At 58.3% G+C, this 16,340-nt stretch carries 15 protein-coding genes; 14 read left to right on the forward strand and 1 reads right to left on the reverse strand.

Annotation, left to right across the window (positions count from 1 at the left end; genetic code table 11):
• Nucleotides 1-39 precede the first annotated feature (39 nt).
• The 13 genes from E4O98_RS02640 to E4O98_RS02700 all read left to right on the forward strand — a co-directional run bounded on the left by E4O98_RS02640 (nucleotide 40) and on the right by E4O98_RS02700 (nucleotide 15,384).
• Nucleotides 40-1,404: a cytochrome P450 gene (locus E4O98_RS02640; protein WP_103735464.1), complete on the forward strand. Its 1,365-nt coding sequence runs from the start codon at nucleotides 40-42 to the stop codon at nucleotides 1,402-1,404.
• Nucleotides 1,401-2,330 (forward strand): VOC family protein, encoded by a 930-nt coding sequence (locus tag E4O98_RS02645; RefSeq protein WP_032877010.1) that lies wholly within the window; start codon nucleotides 1,401-1,403, stop codon nucleotides 2,328-2,330. Before E4O98_RS02640 ends, E4O98_RS02645 begins: the two co-directional genes overlap by 4 nt.
• A 47-nt stretch (nucleotides 2,331-2,377) precedes the next feature.
• Complete coding sequence (locus E4O98_RS02650) at nucleotides 2,378-3,733, forward strand: fatty acid--CoA ligase family protein (RefSeq protein ID WP_032877009.1); 1,356 nt, start codon at nucleotides 2,378-2,380, stop codon at nucleotides 3,731-3,733.
• On the forward strand, nucleotides 3,730-4,503 hold the full coding sequence (locus E4O98_RS02655; RefSeq protein WP_078820783.1) for an SDR family oxidoreductase: 774 nt from the start codon (nucleotides 3,730-3,732) through the stop codon (nucleotides 4,501-4,503). Before E4O98_RS02650 ends, E4O98_RS02655 begins: the two co-directional genes overlap by 4 nt.
• Entirely contained in the window at nucleotides 4,497-4,817 is a 321-nt protein-coding gene (locus tag E4O98_RS02660; RefSeq protein WP_032877008.1) for an acyl carrier protein, read from the forward strand. The genes E4O98_RS02655 and E4O98_RS02660 overlap by 7 nt, the downstream gene beginning before the upstream one ends.
• A complete protein-coding gene (locus E4O98_RS02665) occupies nucleotides 4,814-7,051 on the forward strand; it encodes a polyketide synthase (RefSeq protein ID WP_248134084.1) in 2,238 nt (745 codons plus the stop codon). The genes E4O98_RS02660 and E4O98_RS02665 overlap by 4 nt, the downstream gene beginning before the upstream one ends.
• 144 nt (nucleotides 7,052-7,195) lie before the next feature.
• Nucleotides 7,196-7,438 carry a hypothetical protein gene (locus tag E4O98_RS02670; protein WP_032877005.1) on the forward strand — a complete coding sequence of 81 codons (243 nt, stop codon included), beginning with the start codon at nucleotides 7,196-7,198 and terminating at the stop codon, nucleotides 7,436-7,438.
• Nucleotides 7,428-7,811, forward strand: a complete 384-nt coding sequence (locus E4O98_RS02675; RefSeq protein WP_248089449.1) for a Rieske (2Fe-2S) protein — start codon at nucleotides 7,428-7,430, stop codon at nucleotides 7,809-7,811. Before E4O98_RS02670 ends, E4O98_RS02675 begins: the two co-directional genes overlap by 11 nt.
• A gap of 69 nt (nucleotides 7,812-7,880) precedes the next feature.
• The gene (locus E4O98_RS02680; protein WP_248134086.1) at nucleotides 7,881-9,458 is read left to right on the forward strand and encodes a class I adenylate-forming enzyme family protein; all 1,578 of its coding nucleotides are present in this window, start codon (nucleotides 7,881-7,883) and stop codon (nucleotides 9,456-9,458) included.
• Between the two features lie 34 nt (nucleotides 9,459-9,492).
• Nucleotides 9,493-11,481, forward strand: coding sequence for an alpha/beta fold hydrolase (locus E4O98_RS02685; protein WP_050549316.1), 1,989 nt, complete (start codon nucleotides 9,493-9,495; stop codon nucleotides 11,479-11,481).
• 39 nt (nucleotides 11,482-11,520) lie between these two features.
• Nucleotides 11,521-12,912, forward strand: coding sequence for an aromatic ring-hydroxylating dioxygenase subunit alpha (locus tag E4O98_RS02690; RefSeq protein WP_032877002.1), 1,392 nt, complete (start codon nucleotides 11,521-11,523; stop codon nucleotides 12,910-12,912).
• Between the two features lie 191 nt (nucleotides 12,913-13,103).
• Nucleotides 13,104-13,808: a LuxR family transcriptional regulator gene (locus tag E4O98_RS02695; RefSeq protein ID WP_050549315.1), complete on the forward strand. Its 705-nt coding sequence runs from the start codon at nucleotides 13,104-13,106 to the stop codon at nucleotides 13,806-13,808.
• A 37-nt stretch (nucleotides 13,809-13,845) separates the two neighbouring features.
• The gene (locus tag E4O98_RS02700; protein ID WP_078820789.1) at nucleotides 13,846-15,384 is read left to right on the forward strand and encodes an amidase; all 1,539 of its coding nucleotides are present in this window, start codon (nucleotides 13,846-13,848) and stop codon (nucleotides 15,382-15,384) included.
• Here the strand turns inward: E4O98_RS02700 and E4O98_RS02705 are convergent.
• Entirely contained in the window at nucleotides 15,377-15,952 is a 576-nt protein-coding gene (locus E4O98_RS02705) for an acyl-homoserine-lactone synthase (protein ID WP_050549314.1), read from the reverse strand. The two genes, E4O98_RS02700 and E4O98_RS02705, sit on opposite strands and share 8 nt — an antisense overlap.
• A gap of 189 nt (nucleotides 15,953-16,141) precedes the next feature.
• On the opposite strand from E4O98_RS02705, the gene E4O98_RS02710 reads away from it, so the two are divergent.
• Entirely contained in the window at nucleotides 16,142-16,333 is a 192-nt protein-coding gene (locus E4O98_RS02710) for a hypothetical protein (protein ID WP_050549313.1), read from the forward strand.
• Nucleotides 16,334-16,340: the final 7 nt, after the last annotated feature.

Raw genomic sequence — 16,340 nt, forward strand, 5'->3', positions numbered from 1 at the left:
CGGCAATGCATAGACCAAACGCCATCCGGGAGAGCAACGATGACATCGTGGGAAAGAGAGGTCTCGAGTGGGGCCGGCAACCGCCAGCTTCCCGTGGTCAAGGGCTGGCCACTGCTCGGCAGTGCGTTTGCCTTGATCCGCAACCCCCTGGGCTTCTTGCAAACCACGCGCAGTACCTATGGCGATGTCTACCGGGTCAAGGCCGCGCATATGAACTTCGTGGTATTGGCCGGCATGGAGGCGAACCGATTCGTGGCGGACAAGGGCAAGGATTGCTTTGTCTCAAGCGGGTTCTGGGAAGCGACCTTGCAAGAGATGCAATGCCCGCATTCGTTCATCGGCGTGGATGGTGATGCCCATCGCTTCCAGCGCAACCTGATGAAGCCGCTGTTCTCCAAGTCGGCGTTCAACGAGCGCATTCCCATGCTTGCGCAGATCTTCACGGATACCCTGCAAGCGCGCTACGGCGTTGATCAAAAGGTGTCGGCGCTGTTTCGGCATGTGCTGTCGCAGCAGATTGGTGGATCACTGCAGGGTTATCAACCCACGCCGGATGAAGTCGAGGCGCTGATGCGGTATCAGAATACCGCGATGAACGTTTGTGCCCTGAAAAAGTGGCCGCGGCTGGCGTTGCGCCTGCCGGGTTACCGGGCGGCGAAAAAGCAGGTGCAGGCGCTGGCTGACCGGATTATCGAGTCGGAACGGACCCAGGAGCAAACCCAGGGTTACTTCCAGACGCTCAAGGAAAAAGGGCAGATGGTCCAGCCCCAGTGGTTTACCCCAGGAGATATGCGCAACCACGCCATCATCTCCTACCTGGCAGGCATCGACACCGTCGGTGCCACCTTGAGCTTCATGCTGCTGGAGCTTTTCAAGCAGCCGCACTTGCACCAGGCGTTGCGTGATGAAGTGGATGCCTGTTTCAGCCAGGGATTGCCGGACGCTGATGGCCTGGAAAACATGGAGACCCTGAAGAACTTCATCCGCGAGGTGATGCGTCTTTATCCAACGGCCTACGCCGTGCGCCGTACGGCAGCGAAAGACTTCGAGTTCCAGGGTTACTCGATCGACAAAGGGCAGGACATCATTCTATTCACCACTGCCAACCACACGGATCCTGCGTGGTTCAAGAACCCTCAGGTCTTCGACATCACTCGCTATGAAGAGCCGCGGCTTGAACACCGCGCCAGCGGCGCCTGGGCACCCTTCGGTCGTGGGCCGCACACCTGCATCGGGGCGGGGCTGGCCAATATCCTGTTGTCGTTGAACCTGGCGCTGTTTTTGTATCACACCGATTTGCGCCCGGCGTGCAAGCTCAGCGATATCAAGATGGATTTCTCCAACCCCGCCGCAGGCTTGAGCGAGCGATTTGCCATTTCCTTTACGCCACGGAATCGCCCGTGAGCAGGTCCGAACTTGCGCCGCCGCGATTGTGCCAGGTCGCAATCTGCTCCGCCGACGCCGCCACCAGCATGCAGTTTTATGCCGCGTTGTTGGGTTTGCGTGCCACCGGCAGTTTTCAGGTTCGCGGACCCATGGCTGCCCGACTGTTCGAGATGACGGCGGTGCAGGGCGTCAATTACTGGATGGCTGACGCACAGGCATTTTTTCAGCTTGAATTCTTCGAGTTCAGCCAACCGTGCCGGTTGCCGGCGGCAACGCGCACACGCAGCGGCTACGAGCGCTTGTTTGTCGCGGTAGCCGATATAGACGCCGCCGTGGCGCGCTTGCAGGCGGCCGGTATACCCGTCGACCTCACCGGCACAGTGCTGCGCGACCCCGATGGCGTACCGGTGCAACTGGTGGAGGCTGAGGCTGGCGGCGCGGTCGGGCGCATTATCGGCGTACGGCTGGTGGTCGAAGATCTGGAGGACGCCGTGGATTATTTTCATCGGGCGCTGGGGCTGCCGCTGTCGGCGTGCCAGCCCTCGGCCACGGTCAGCTGCGACACGCCGCGCTGCGCCCTGGATGCGGGTGAGCACTGGATCGAACTGGTGCACCGCCAAGGCGTGGGCGCCGTACGACCACTCAATGAACCCGGACTGATGAATGTCGCCCTGGGCGTACGCCGCCCAAGCCACTTCAATGCCCTTTACCGACGCGTGCTGCGTGAAGGCTTCAGCTCAAGCACGCCGCCGGTTGGCGGTGGGTTATCCCACGTGGTGTACCTGCGCAGCCGCGCTGGGCTGTCGGTGGAGTTGCTGCAATTGCCCGCCTGGATGGATGCCATCTGGGGCTTTCGCGCTCCCGGAAGGTTGGCCAGGCTGGCGCGGTTACTGATTGGAGGGCTGGTCGGGTTGTCGGCCAGGATGGCTCGCGCATCGCCTTGAGCGTTCGTGCGGTGTTTTGGCAAACAGCAACAGGAGCACAGGCAGACATGAGAGAGGAACGTAATTGGATCAGCGACCGCCTGGCTTCGTTCGGCGACGGCATTGCGCTGATCGCCGATGGCCAGCAGTCCTCCTTCAACGCCATAGGGCAAGCGATGATGTCCTGGCAGGCGCTTCTGGCGCACCAGAACATCGCGTGCTGCACGGTAATCGTCAATGGTGATTATAGCTGCGCGATGGTGGGGGCGATTCTGGCCTTGTACACCCGGCATTGCGTGGTGGTGCCACTCAATCGCAGTTCGTCTGAACGCTGCGCGGCGGTGGCACGTACGACAGGGGCCAGTTGGATCATCGACGCCGATCACCCCGGCGATCTGCAGGCGTTAACCACACAGTTGCCCACCCACGAGTTGGTGGCAGGCCTGTTCGATCGCCGAGAAGCCGGTCTGATATTGCTCAGTTCAGGCAGCAGCGGCGAGCCCAAGGCCATCCTGCTCAGCCTCGAAAGGCTTTTTGCCAAATACCGCGATGCGCCGCGCTCAAGGCCTCGTACCACGGCTGCATTCCTGTTGCTGGACCATATCGGCGGTTTCAATACGTTGCTGCACTGTTTATTCAGCGGCTCGACACTGGTCAAGCTCGATTCCCGCGACGCCGTGAGCATTTGCCGGCAGATTGCTGAACACCGGATCCAGCTCCTTCCCGCCACCCCTACATTTCTCAACATGCTGCTATGGGGACGGGCGTACGAGACCTACGATCTTTCCAGCCTGGAACTGGTGACCTACGGCACCGAGACCATGCCCGAATCGACCCTGGCCGCGCTGAACGAGGTGTTCCCGGCTGTGCGTTTCAAGCAGACCTATGGCATGAGCGAGCTGGGCATCCTCTCCACGCGCTCGGAGTCGAGTGACTCGCTGTGGATTCAAATTGCCACTGACGATGTGCAGGTGAAGGTGGTTGATCAGATTCTGTGGATCAAGACCCGCACCGCGATGCTCGGCTATCTGAACGCGCCGTCGGTGATCGATCAGGAGGGCTGGCTATGCACGGGGGATCTGGTTGAAACCCGTGGCGATTATTTCCGCATCCTCGGGCGTGGAGAAAGCCTGATCAATGTGGGAGGGCTCAAAGTGCTGCCGGTAGAAGTCGAGAGTCGGCTGTTGAGCCTCCCCTTCGTCAAGGATGCCGTGGTATGGGGGCGCAAGAGTCCGGTCACCGGGCAGATCGTGGCCGCCACGGTCGTTCTGGAGGGTGAGTTGGACACCGACGACGCCAAGCGCCAGATCATGCTGCATTGCCAGCAAGGGTTGGAAGATTTCAAGGTGCCGCGTCATATCGAATTTGTGACCGGGCGCCTGCACAGCGATCGATTCAAGAAAATCAAGGTGGCCTCGCAATGACTGATGCAGTTTCTGACGCTTTACACACTCGCCATGACAGCGCTCCATCTGCGGTAAAGGGCACCATCATTGTCAGTGGCGGTAGCCAGGGCCTGGGATTGACGACGGTCCGATGTTTCCTGGAGGCAGGCTATAACGTCGCGACCTTCAGTCGTCGAGAGTCCCCGGCTGTCACGGAGTTGAGCGAGCGTGCCGACTTTCATTGGCAGGCACTGGACTGCACCGACTACTCAGCGCTCACCGCCTTCGTCCAGCAGGTGGAAAAGCGCTTCGGTGGCCTCGACGGGCTCGTCAACAATGCCGCCACCGGTGTTGAAGGCATCCTCAGCACGATGCGCGTGGCGGACATCGACAGTGCGCTTGATATCAACCTCAAGGGCCAGTTGTACCTGACCAAGCTGGTCACGGCCAAGCTGCTCAAGCGTGGCGCGGGCAGCGTGGTGAATGTGTCATCTATCAATGCCCTGCGGGGTCATTCCGGCCTGACGGTTTACAGCGCAACCAAGGCCGCGATGGATGGCTTGACCCGCAGCCTGGCCAAGGAGCTGGGCCCACGGGGCATTCGCGTCAACTCAGTTTCGCCTGGCTACTTTTCCAGCGACATGGTCAAGGACCTGAGCCCCCAGACACTCAGCAGGATCGAGCGCCGCACACCGTTGGGGCGTCTGGGTACCCAGCAGGAAGTCGCGGATCTGATCCTGTACCTGGTAGACCGGGGCACCTTTGTCACCGGTCAAAACATCGCAGTCGATGGAGGTTTCACATGCTGAATCATCAAGTCATGGATCAAGTATTCGATCAAGTAGAGCACCAGATCGCTCAGGTTCTGGGGGCGAAGGGTGGGCCTTTGGTGGCGGTGGAAATTGACAGCCGCTTCAGCGACTTGGGCCTGAGCTCCCTGGATCTGGCGACGCTGATCAGCAACCTGGAAGCGGTTTATGGAACAGACCCCTTCGCCGATGCCGTGGCGATCACCAGCATCGTGACCGTGGCGGACTTGTGTCGAGCGTATGCGCAACAGGGTGTGCCGGGGCCGAGTCCGGACCCGCTGGACGCCCAACTGCGTGATCTGCGCCAACTGTGAGCCAGGCCCTAGAGAGCCATCTGGGCGACCTGGCCGTTGTCGGGTTGGCATGCCGCTTTCCGGGTGCACCTGACCAGCGAGTGTTCTGGGAGAACCTGCGCCAGGGCCGCGAGTCGATCGTTGACCTTGACGATCAGCAACTGAGCGCGGCGGGTGTCACCCGCGAGCAATGGAGCGAGCCTGGTTATATCCGGCGCAGCCCGGTGCTTGAAGGCATCGAATGGTTCGATGCGCGGTTCTTCGGGGTTTCCGCGCGCGAGGCCATATTGCTCGATCCGCAGCATCGACTGTTGCTGGAGGTGGGGTATGAGGCGCTTGAGGATGCCGGGCATGTCAAGGCGGCTCAAGCCGGCGTGACGGGTGTCTATGCATGCATGGGGGGCATCACCACCAGCTATTTGCATCAGTTTGGTGACCGTCTCGACCCCTTGCATCATGAAACCGCCAGCCTGGTTCACCAGGGTAACGACAAGGATTTTCTCGCCACGCGCCTGTCCTTCAAGCTCAACCTGACAGGCCCGAGCATGACCGTGCAGACCGCGTGTTCAAGTTCGCTGGTGGCGTTGCACCTGGCCTGCAACGCTCTGCGCCTGGGGGAGGTCGACACTGCGCTGGTGGGGGCAGCCGCCATTCGTATTCCGCACCATACCGGTTATCCCCTCGGACAGAGCCCGTTATTGTCTCGCGACGGTCGTTGCTGTCCGTTTTCCAGTGATGCCAGCGGCACGTTGTTCGGCAGCGGCGTGGCGAGCGTCATCGTGCGCCGCCACGCCGACGCGATACGCGATGGTGATCATGTGTATGCGCTGATCAAATCCAGCCATGTCAACAATGATGGGGCGATGAAAATCGGCTACACCGCCACCAGTGTGCCAGGGCAGGCCAAAGCCATGGTGCGGGCGATCACGCTGGCGCGCGCCAATGCGCGGCAGATCAGTTATGTGGAGTGTCATGGTACCGCCACCAGCCTGGGCGACCCTCTGGAAATCAAGGCGCTTGAAAAAGCCTTCCGCCTGGATACCCAGGACCACGGTTTTTGTGCGATAGGCAGTGTCAAATCCAATATTGGTCACCTTGAACAGGCAGCCGGCATCGCCAGCCTGATCAAAGTGGCGTTGATGCTAAAGCACGACACCCTGGTGCCTTCACTCAATTTCACCACGCCCAATCCGCGCATCGATTTCGAGCATTCGCCGTTCCGGGTCAGCCAGGACACCCGGGTGTGGTCGCAGGCGCTGGAGCAACCCGCCGACACTGCGCGGTTGGCAGCGATCAATTGCCTGGGGATCGGCGGCACCAATGTGTTCAGCGTGCTGCAGTCCGTTGCGCCAGCTCTGGTGCGCGGGACCGACGCAGCGGTGGACGTGCCGATTTGTCTGTCTGCCGCAACGCGAGAGCAACTACGCCAATACCTGCTGCGGTTCGCCCATTTCGTCCGTGACAGCGGGCCAATTGATCGTCTGGCGCTGGCGCATACCATAAACATCAGCCGCAGCGCACATCGCGAGCGGTTCGCTGGTGTGTTGAAAGCAGGCATAGACGTGGACAGGTTTTTTGAAGAGGCCGCACACAGCGTGCTGGATGCGCCGGCGACGTTCACGCCGCGCCTGGTGTATTACCTGTGCGAGCAGCCGCAGCACCTTGACGATGCCAGTCGGCAGGCATGGCTGGTGGCGCCGAGATACCAGCGCATGGCCGATGATTACGCAGAGTGCCTGGGCCGTCTCTCCAGTACGCCACAGACCGTTGAAGCGGCGGCTCGCTGCGCCGAACTAGCGTTCGAAGTGGCGCTGTATCAACAGTTGGTGCGCTGGGGGATGGTGTTCGAGGCCGTGATCGACAGGGGTTACGGCCACTGGATCAACCGCTGTCTGCAGCTCGGGTGCGGCGCATCGTCGGCACTAGACGCTAGCCCTGAGTGGTTGAGCGCGTTTGTGCAGGAGGGGCAGGGCGCCGCCCAGCTTGCTTCCCCTGGCTGGCCTGATTCGGCCCAGGTTGCAGTGCTCGTCGTCAGCCGCCAGGCCTGGGCTGTAACCGTGCCATCGTCCGGGCGTTGCGTGCATCTGGCCGAGGAAATGCTGACGTTCGCTGACGTGGAACGCTTTGCCTGCGACGTTGTGCAGGCCGGAATCAGCTTTGATTGGCTGGATTATTACCGCTTGGTAAAGGCACAGAAACTGTCACTGCCCACGTATCCGTTCGCCCGTCAACGCTATTGGCCAGTTGAAGACTGAAAGCCCGCGTGCGGTAAGTTTTTCATGGGCGCGGGAAGATGTCTCCCCATAAGGCTTATAGGTTGATGGCCGCCAGGAAGATGGGGAATATAAAAATCCAATCCGCACCGATGCCCGGGTCGCCGGCATCCACAGGAGGCGTAGATGCAGATCACTCGCCAGACCGTCCAGGACGCGTTGCAGGCCACCCTGGGCCGAGCCGTGACGGTCGAGCCACATGTGCCACTGATCGAGACTCGATTGAAAATCAACTCGCTGACCATGATGGCACTGTTCGCGCAGCTTGAGCGTGTCAGCCAGGTCACCGTTGCGCAAAAAGATGCAGTTGGCCTCTACGGTTGCAGTATCGACCAGATCGTCCAGTGGTTCGCCCAACGTGAGCAGTGAGGTCGTGAAGGCGTCGTCGCCGTTGGTAGAGCATCCGCCCGCTTGTCAGTTCGCCGCGAAGCGGGATGCGCTGGAGGAAGGCGGCACGCTGGCTGTTCAAGTAGAAGGGCAGCCGATATTGCTTTGCCAGGCCAGGCAGGCGGTCTATGCCGTGGAAAACCGCTGCCCGCATCAGGGTAAGACGATGGACGGCGCCTTGATCCGGCGCGGCCAACTGATCTGCCCGCACCACGGCGCCAGGTTCGACCTGGAGACGGGCGAGGCGTTGGGGCCGCATACCCGCTGCGCACTGACGACCTACAAGGTGCATCTGATCGACAGCGACGTGATGATCGAGCAACGCGCACAGGCCAGGCCGGAGTGCGGTACGTGAGCCTGCTTCGCCTGGCACCGCGGCTGGCAATGTGCGTCTTCTATTTTTGGTATGGCAAGGGAATGTGAGATGGAACAGTTGACCCCTGGCGTCGGTGCAAATGTATGCCTGGCATTCGCGCAGGTGTGCGATCGGCATGCCCAGCGTACCGCGCTGCACTTACCGGATCTGGGCAGTGCCGCGAAGCTGTCCTATGCCCAGCTTCATCAAGCTATCAGCAACGCAGCGGTGGCCGTGGCCGGGCTGGGTATCAAGCGTGACGATCGAATCGTGCTGTGCCTCGATGTCGAAGCCCATGCCTTGATCCTGGTATTCGCCTGCGCCTATCTCGGAGCGACCGCTGTAGTAGTGGGTAATCGCCTCAGTCAGGAAGAAATGCGCTACATCGTCAGCGATGCTGCGCCGAAGATGGTCGTCACCTCACTCAATGACCTGGGGTTGTTTGCCGGCGACCTGCATACTTCCATGGTAGTGGTGGCAGCCTCGGACGAGGACACCGGCGAGTGCTCCGTTTTTCCTGGCATCGATGAGCTCGTCTCCATGCGGGGGGCCTGCGTCGGCATGGCGTGCGTCGCAGGCGATCATCCAGCGCTGATCCTCTATACGTCGGGCACTACCAGCCAGCCCAAGGGCGTCGTCATCTCCCACGCGCACCTGGTGTGGTCAGCGCAGTCCAATATCGAGCACCTGCAGGTCACCGAAAACGATGTGACGCTGGTGTTTTTTCCGCTCTGCCACACCATGGCTTTTTCCTATCAAGTGCTCACCTCATTGTTTTCGGGAGCCGCCATGGTGCTACGGCGGGTGTTCAACCCCCAACGCTTCTGGAGCGATGCGGCACACTTTGAATGCACATGGGCCGCGATCCTGCCGTTCGTTTGTCATGCCCTGGCAGCCCTGGAGAAACCGGTTCGACACAGCTTCAGGTTTTGGGGCTTTCCCAGCCGCAACACCGACGTGGAGGCGCTGTTTGGTGTGAAGACCGTAGGGTGGTGGGGCATGACTGAGCTGTTTGCCATTGGCAGTGTGACGAGCGAGCAGCACAGCGCGGACCTCAATTATTCGATTGGCAAGCCAGTGAGTGGCTACCGCTATCGGTTGACCGATCCCGTCACGAATGCCGGGCCGTTCAATGCGCGAATCAGTGCCGATCTGCAGTTCAACGCGCAACCCGGCAAGAATCTGTTTCTGGGCTATCTCAACAAGCCTGGCGAAACCCGCGACGCCTTCACAGAGGACGGTTGGTACATCACCGGCGACCGCTTTTTCGAGACTACCGAGGGCGTGCTGTTTTTTGATGTGCGCTTGAAAGACATCATCAAGGTGGGCGGGGAAAACGTATCGGCTTCGGAGATTGAGTTCGCTGCGTACGCCAGCGCCATGATCAGCGAAGTGGCGGTAGTGTCGCGCCCCGATCCCTTGTTGACGGAAACACCGGTGTTGTTTGCCGTGCTCAACGCTAGAGGTCGTGAGGACCAGGCGCTCGCCAGGCGGCATATCGAACAGGCCTGCCGCGAGCGCCTGGCCGACTTCAAGCGGCCTCGCGAAATTATTTTCCTGGAAGATTTTCCCCGTGCCGGCTTGCGCAAGATTGCCAAAAATCAATTGCGCCAGATGGCTTTGCAACAGGCCCATGAACCGGCCTGAGCAGGCCCGTCATTTACCGTTTGAGGAAGGCGACATGAAAAAGCTCTATGTGACCGGCGGCACTGGTTTTCTGGGAAGCCATTTTATCTATCGGCATTTGCTCACCGGTGAGTTCGATGTGACCTGCCTGGTCAGGGGGCGCGACGACAATGAGTGCCGACATCGTATCCGCGATGCGGTGCTCTCGGCGGGCCAGCATTATCCTGCCACTGACGCGCGACTCTCTTTTGCCGGCTTGAAAGCCCGGCGCGCCGATATCACCCAGCCGTTGGCGGGGATGGATATCGCTCAGTCCCGGGCGCAGGCCTCGGAGCAGGCGGTCTTCCTGCACTTTGCTTCATCGCTCAATTTCGAAGAAAAGAACCGCGACATTATCTATGAGCACAATATCAACGGCCTGACCCATGCGTTCCATGCAGCACAGGCGTTGGGCTGCCAGACGTTTTTCTATATCTCGACTGCTTATACCGCAGGCGTTGGTTCGGGTGAGGTGGAGGAATGCCTGCACCAGAGCACTGAATTCAATAACTATTACGAAGAAACCAAATGTGCGGCCGAGCACTTGATTGACCGCCTGTGCACTGCCAGTGGAATTGAGTTGGTGATTATCCGACCGTCGATTGTTATCGGTCCGCAGGCCACTCAATCCGCAGGTGGCAGCACCACTGGCCTGTATGGGTTCCTGAGGGAGGTCAACCGCCTCAAGCGCGCCATGCGCAACACTGAACAAACCGTGCGCCTGTCGGGTAAGCCCCACGCCAGGGTCAACCTGGTGCCAGTAGATCAGGTGTGCCAGGACATCATGCGGGTGTACGACAATCTGGCGAGTTGCCCGCGGGGCATCTTCCACGCCACGTCGTCGACCAATATCGAAGTGCGCGTGTTGCTCGATATTATTTCCCGGGCCATTGAGCTCAGTGGTTTGCAGATCGATGAAAGCGGGCTGGAAAACCCCTCGGCCATCGAGAAACTGCTGGCCCGTAAAACCGTGTTTTACAACCCCTACATCCACAACACCAAGACCTTTCTTCGGGCCGACGGAGGCGGCTGTGCGCTGACGATTGCAGACGTCGAGGGCTACATCAAGGGTGGGGTGGTGGCGCTGAGCCAACGCAAACCTGACCTCTTGCGTCAATACGTGATCGATACACAAGACCGGGTGCCCCTCAATGTCTATGCCTCGGCGGACAAGCGCAAGGAAACCGTGGTCTTCATCAACGCAGTCGGCATGCCTTTGGAACTGGCCAACCGCCTCAGGGAGGCCCTGGAAGATGACTTCCGCTTTGTTACCTGGGAAAGCCGCGGTATCCCCAGCCCCGTGGATGATATCGACACCATTGACGTCAGTGTTGCGGCGCATATCGGCGACCTGCAGCGGATTTTTGATTACTTCAATATAGAAAAAGCACATCTGATCGGCTGGTGTTCGGGGGCCTACATCGCCTATCACGCCCGCAAGTTGAAAGAAGTCGCGAGCCTGACGCTCATCAGTGGCGCGTATGGCCTGGTGAGCGCAGAGGAAGAGGAGACCGCTTTCATGCGCAACCTGCGGCAGGTGTTGCCGCTTATTTCACAGTCGCGTAGCCAGGCAGAGCGCTTTCACGCGTCGTTTTTTGCGCGCTCCGGCAGTGAAAATACCGAGAGTGCGACACAGAGCCGCCAATCCAGCGAGATCCTCGACGCGACGGATCCGAACCTTATCCACCTGACGAGCCTGCCCTTTGAATCCGCGGAGTCGCTGTATTGCTATAGCCGGGCTATTACCGCGCTGCAAGTCGGCGAGTACCCGCTGCAGGATGAGCAACTCGGGGTGCCGTGCCATGTCATCGCCGGCACCTGTGATGAAGCTGTGAGCCCCCATGAGTCAAAGCGCTTTATCGAACTGCATGAGGGTGCTGACTATTCGGAAATCGCTGGCATGGATCATTTTGGTTTGTATAACCACCTGGGGTTGTTGGGGGTGGTGACGGCGTATATCAAGAACCTCAGCCCGGTGATGCCGGGTTCCCAGGCGGATGCATAAGTCCAGCCTGCTCATCCACACGGCATCAAAGGAGGGAAGATGAAAAGCAAATTGATCGAGCACGTCGCGGACTTGTCCATGCCCATCGATTATCAAGAGGTCCTGGCACGCGACGATCAGAGCAGTGTCCCGGCCGATATGCGGGAGCATTTTCCCGCAGGCCGGTACAGGATGGAGGTTGATCGCGACGCCTATCTGTCTGCCGGTTTTCATCAACTGGAAATGGATCGGATGTGGTCTCGAGTTTGGCAGATGGCTGCGCGGGAGGAGCAAATTCCAGAGGCGGGGGATTTGACGCTCTACGAGATCGGCGAGTTATCCTTCATCCTCGTTCGTAACGAAGCACTGGAAATCAAGGCCTACTACAACAGTTGTCGTCACCGTGGCCGGCGCCTGTGCTCGGGCGATTCGAGCGTGCGAGAACTGCGTTGCCCCTATCACGGATTTGCCTGGGACCTGGATGGCACCCTCAAGCGCATACCGGCGGCATGGGATTTTGCCCACCTTGACTGGGAGGGTCGCCGTTTGCTGGAGGTCAAGACAGACACCTGGGGCGGTTTCATTTTCATCAATATGGATCCTGCCTGCGAGCCTTTGGCCGATTATATGGAGAGCCTGCCCGGTGAGTTGGCCATCAATCAGTATGAGGGCAAGTACATTGCGGGGCACAGCCGGCACATACTCCCGGCGAACTGGAAAAACGTCATGGAGTCCTTCATGGAAGGGTTGCATGCCCCCGAGACGCACGGGCATACATGGGCCCATCTGAGCGATACCCTGCAATACGATGTTCGACCCGATGAGCGTCATGTGAGCCGCAGTTTTCACGCGGTCGGGCTGTCGGTCTGCGAGGATCATGAGCCGCTGTCCGAACAGGCGATCATGGATCAATTTCATCGCAACGTACTCAATGGGAAAAGCGGCCCCTACGCCCCTCACCTTCAGGCCGGCATGACAGCAAGGCGCTACATGGCCAGTGTGATGCGTTTGCAATACGGGTTGGCCAGTGGCAGGGATGTCAGTGGGTTGTCTGACGCTGAAGCCGTCGATGTACTGCAGTATTCGCTGTTCCCGAATATGATCTTCTTTCGCGGCATTTCTCTGCCGCCCGTGCTGCGTTTTCGCCCCAACCAAAACGACCATAACAGCTGCATCTTCGATCTTTTCTACTTGGTCGACATACCCAAGGGCGCGCAGCGACCCGAGCCTGCAGCGACCGTGGAAATGGGGCCGGACGACACCTATGAGCACGCCGGTGTACTGCCTGACTGGTTAGGCTATGTATACGATCAGGACATGGACAATATCAAGAATATGCGTGCGGGCCTGCAAGCCTTGAGCAATGACCCGCTGGTATTGAGCGATCTTCATGAATCCAGGATACGGCACTTCCATAACACACTTATGCACTATCTTGACAGGCGCGATTGAACCATTCGTCGCGGGACTTAATGCGCGCCATTATGACTTTTGTTTAATTTGACAATCTATGTTTTTTCGTTAACTTACTTCTTGAAGTGGATTGGATCCAACCTGCCTAACAAGGTGAGCGTTGCTCTTCGAATAGTGGCCATTCAATGTGGGGCGGCCACTAATAGTCCCCATATAACAAGGAGGTTAAGATGCTTGAAGACATTCTAATGTGTGAGACGCTGGAGGCCTGGAGTAAAGTGCTGTTTGCCTTGGCGAAAGAGTATGGATTTTCTTCGGTGCTGTTTGGGGTTAAGCCCACGATCAGTACGCCTTTCAGCTCTTCGACCATCATCAGTAATTATTCCAGGTCATGGCGCAGTATCTATGACGCGAATGCCTATTACGAAGTCGACCCTGTTGTGTTTCATTGCTTGAACAGTTCATTGCCGTTGGTCTGGACAAAGGAAAATTTTATTAACAAGCCCGAACAGCAATTGTATGAGGCTGCGAGTGCCAGTGGTGTTTGTTCGGGGCTGTGTATGCCCATCCATGGGCCGCGCGGAGAGTTCGGAATGTTGAACTTTATTACGGATGAGAAGTCACCGGCCGACGTCATTCGTTCCAAGGGGCTGCCACAATTTGCCTTGATGCGTGATTATCTGATCGAATCGTTCCAGAAAATACAGAGTGCTGCTGAAAAGGAGGTCGAAAAACCACCGAAGTTGACCGCTCGTGAGCTGGAATGTCTGAAGTGGGTGGCCGCCGGTAAAACCTCTTGGGAAATTTCGCGAATTCTGTCCTGTGCAGAAGTTACAGTTAATTACCATGTCACCAACTTTATGCGTAAGTTCAATGCTGAATCACGCCAGCACGCCGTGATCAGCGGCATCCGTTCCGGCCTGGTCACGCCCTGATGCGGATTATCGATAACGCCTTCAATTAAGGGTTCTTATGGTCAGCGCGTTCCACTTTCCTGAATACGACCAGTTGGACGGCATTGCGCTGGCTGAGATGGTGCGCCTTAAAGAAGTAACCCCTCTGGAGCTTGTGAGCGCCGCCGTTCAGCGGATCGACGCAGGAAATGGCGCGATCAACGCGGTGGTGCATCTTCTTGAGCGCGAGGCCAAGGCACAATGCGAGGTGCCATTGGCAGACGGCCCGTTGTCCGGCGTCCCCCTATTGGTCAAGGACCTGCTTGCGGAGATTCAGGGCTGCCCCACACGTAACGGCTCCCGGCTGTTCGCGCACTATGTTGCCAGGGAGGACTCGCAGACGATCAAGCGTTATCGACAGGCGGGGTTGATCTTTGTCGGTAAAACCGCGACGCCGGAGTTGGGCTTGCATCCCTATACCGAGTCTGATGCAACCGGTGCCACACGTAACCCCTGGAACTTGGAATTGTCGCCGGGCGGCTCCAGCGGCGGTGCCTGTGCAGCGGTCGCGGCGGGCATGACCCCGATTGCCCACGGCAGCGATGGAGGTGGCTCAATTCGGCTACCCGCTTCCCATTGCGGGGTTTTCGGCCTCAAGCCAACACGTGGTCGGTCTCCCTGCGGGCCGCATTTTTCAGAGTTATGGCAGGGTCTGGTAGTTGAACACGCGGTCTCAAAAAGCGTGCGCGACAGTGCTGCCATGCTCGATATCCTGATTGCGGGGAGTGATGATGCTGATGCTTACCGTTGGCCCGCACCGGCTCAATCGTTTCTTGCGGGTATCGGCGATGCGCCTGGCAGGCTGCGCATTGCTTACACCTTCAAGCCTTTTCTGGGTGGGGATTTGAGTCCCGACTGTCGCGCCGCGTTGGAAAGCAGTTTGAAGCTGTTGACGGACCTTGGGCACGAGGTGGTTGAAGCCCATCCACCCTTGGCATCCCCCGATCAATTATGCGAAGCCATGCTGACCCTGGTGTGCGGGGAAATGGCGAGCCTGGTGCAGAACGCGGGGCGCATGCTTGATCGCGTGGCGACTTACGCGGATTTCGAGAGCGGGACCTGGGCCCTGGCCCGGCAGGGCCATATCCTCAAAGCGGTCGATCTCGCCAGGGCGAGAGAGTTGGCGCTTCATCAGGGGCGCATCATGAGCGCCTTTCATGAACACTACGATGTGCTGGTGACGCCGGTAGCCAACCAGTTGGCATCGAAGGTGGGAGCGTTTCGCTTGAGTCCGTTGGAGGATCGCCTATCGCGTAGAGTATTAGGTAAATGGGGAATGGACTGGCCCCTGCGACTGGGCAATCGCCTTGCAGAACATTCGCGCACTGTCATGGAATATATGGGGTGGTCGACACCGTTCAATATGAGCGGGCAACCGGCGATGAGTGTGCCTCTGTACTGGAACGAAACAGGACTTCCCATCGGCACACAGTTCATCGCAAAGATGGGCAATGAGGCCTTGCTGCTGCAACTTGCACGTTCGCTTGAAGTTGCACGGCCCTGGCGACATCGTAGCCCGCCTCACTCTTCAGCGGCGTCAAGTACTCAGATCAAATAGCATTGACTGCGTCCAGGGTCTTGTTGCTCAAGTTAACTTCAACAGCGATGGCTCGTTCTACGCCGATAGTCAGGGGCGGGCCTAGTCTGACCAACTCCAGCCCCGCTTTCATCAGCATCTTTTCGACACCCACGGAAGTAACGGTGATGAGCTTTTCAACGTGCTGCGAGTGCGCATGCCTGATGAGGTGACCAATGGCCTTCATGGCGGTATTGGAAAAGCCGAAGCCGCCGCGCTCACTGGCACTTATGGCAAATCGGCTAAGCTCCCAGATGTTGGCGGCACGCGGAGGTTTTTTAGTGGTCAACAGGTTGGGGAACGTGTCTTTGAGCATATAGGGACCTGTGGTTGGCAATATACGCCAGCAGCCCGCCACTTTGTTTTCGTTGATATCATCGATCAGCAGCATATAAGTGGGGGCCAAGGCGTCGTAACCATCTATCTCCATGTCGGCAATTATCGACACATCCCAGCCTTTTTTATCCTTGAAGATTGAAGCCCGAAGTTTATGCATGCCCTCCAGATAACGTGGTGATATGTTCTCGCGTTTGTCTATTAGATATTTCATGCTGGCTTCCTCGGCTTCGAAGTGCATAGCTTTATGCAGATTGCATAAGCGTTAAACTATAAGTGTTGATAGGTATCCTGATATCAAGGAGTATGTGAAGATCCCCTTCTTCTGAGCGGGAGTTGGGCGTGTATGTATAGATGTTCAAAGTTTGTGAATGAGGTCATTTTTTTTCGAACGAAAAAAGGGATGACCCAAGCGGATTTCTGGGCGAAATTTGGTGTCACCCAGAGTTCAGGAAGTCGAATTGAAAAGACGGGGCGGATGCTTGTTCCGTTGTACATGCTGCTGCGCTTGTACTGCGCAGGGGTTATTGCAGACGATGATCTTGAGTTGGAGTTCGAGCGTATGGGCAAGTCTGCCTCGGACAGGTTCGGCTGACTCCCAA

Origin of the sequence: Pseudomonas sp. W2Jun17 (assembly GCF_023127795.1) — a bacterium.
Lineage (GTDB): Bacteria > Pseudomonadota > Gammaproteobacteria > Pseudomonadales > Pseudomonadaceae > Aquipseudomonas > Aquipseudomonas synxantha_A.

What these genes read in the sequence shown, in the direction of transcription:
- E4O98_RS02640 (WP_103735464.1), top strand. Translation starts at nt 40, where the DNA reads ATGACATCGTGGGAAAGAGAGGTCTCGAGTGGGGCCGGCAACCGCCAG.
- E4O98_RS02650 (WP_032877009.1), top strand. Translation starts at nt 2,378, where the DNA reads ATGAGAGAGGAACGTAATTGGATCAGCGACCGCCTGGCTTCGTTCGGC.
- E4O98_RS02655 (WP_078820783.1), top strand. Translation starts at nt 3,730, where the DNA reads ATGACTGATGCAGTTTCTGACGCTTTACACACTCGCCATGACAGCGCT.
- E4O98_RS02660 (WP_032877008.1), top strand. Translation starts at nt 4,497, where the DNA reads ATGCTGAATCATCAAGTCATGGATCAAGTATTCGATCAAGTAGAGCAC.
- E4O98_RS02670 (WP_032877005.1), top strand. Translation starts at nt 7,196, where the DNA reads ATGCAGATCACTCGCCAGACCGTCCAGGACGCGTTGCAGGCCACCCTG.
- E4O98_RS02680 (WP_248134086.1), top strand. Translation starts at nt 7,881, where the DNA reads ATGGAACAGTTGACCCCTGGCGTCGGTGCAAATGTATGCCTGGCATTC.
- E4O98_RS02685 (WP_050549316.1), top strand. Translation starts at nt 9,493, where the DNA reads ATGAAAAAGCTCTATGTGACCGGCGGCACTGGTTTTCTGGGAAGCCAT.
- E4O98_RS02690 (WP_032877002.1), top strand. Translation starts at nt 11,521, where the DNA reads ATGAAAAGCAAATTGATCGAGCACGTCGCGGACTTGTCCATGCCCATC.
- E4O98_RS02695 (WP_050549315.1), top strand. Translation starts at nt 13,104, where the DNA reads ATGCTTGAAGACATTCTAATGTGTGAGACGCTGGAGGCCTGGAGTAAA.
- E4O98_RS02700 (WP_078820789.1), top strand. Translation starts at nt 13,846, where the DNA reads ATGGTCAGCGCGTTCCACTTTCCTGAATACGACCAGTTGGACGGCATT.
- E4O98_RS02705 (WP_050549314.1), bottom strand. Translation starts at nt 15,952, where the DNA reads ATGAAATATCTAATAGACAAACGCGAGAACATATCACCACGTTATCTG.
- E4O98_RS02710 (WP_050549313.1), top strand. Translation starts at nt 16,142, where the DNA reads ATGACCCAAGCGGATTTCTGGGCGAAATTTGGTGTCACCCAGAGTTCA.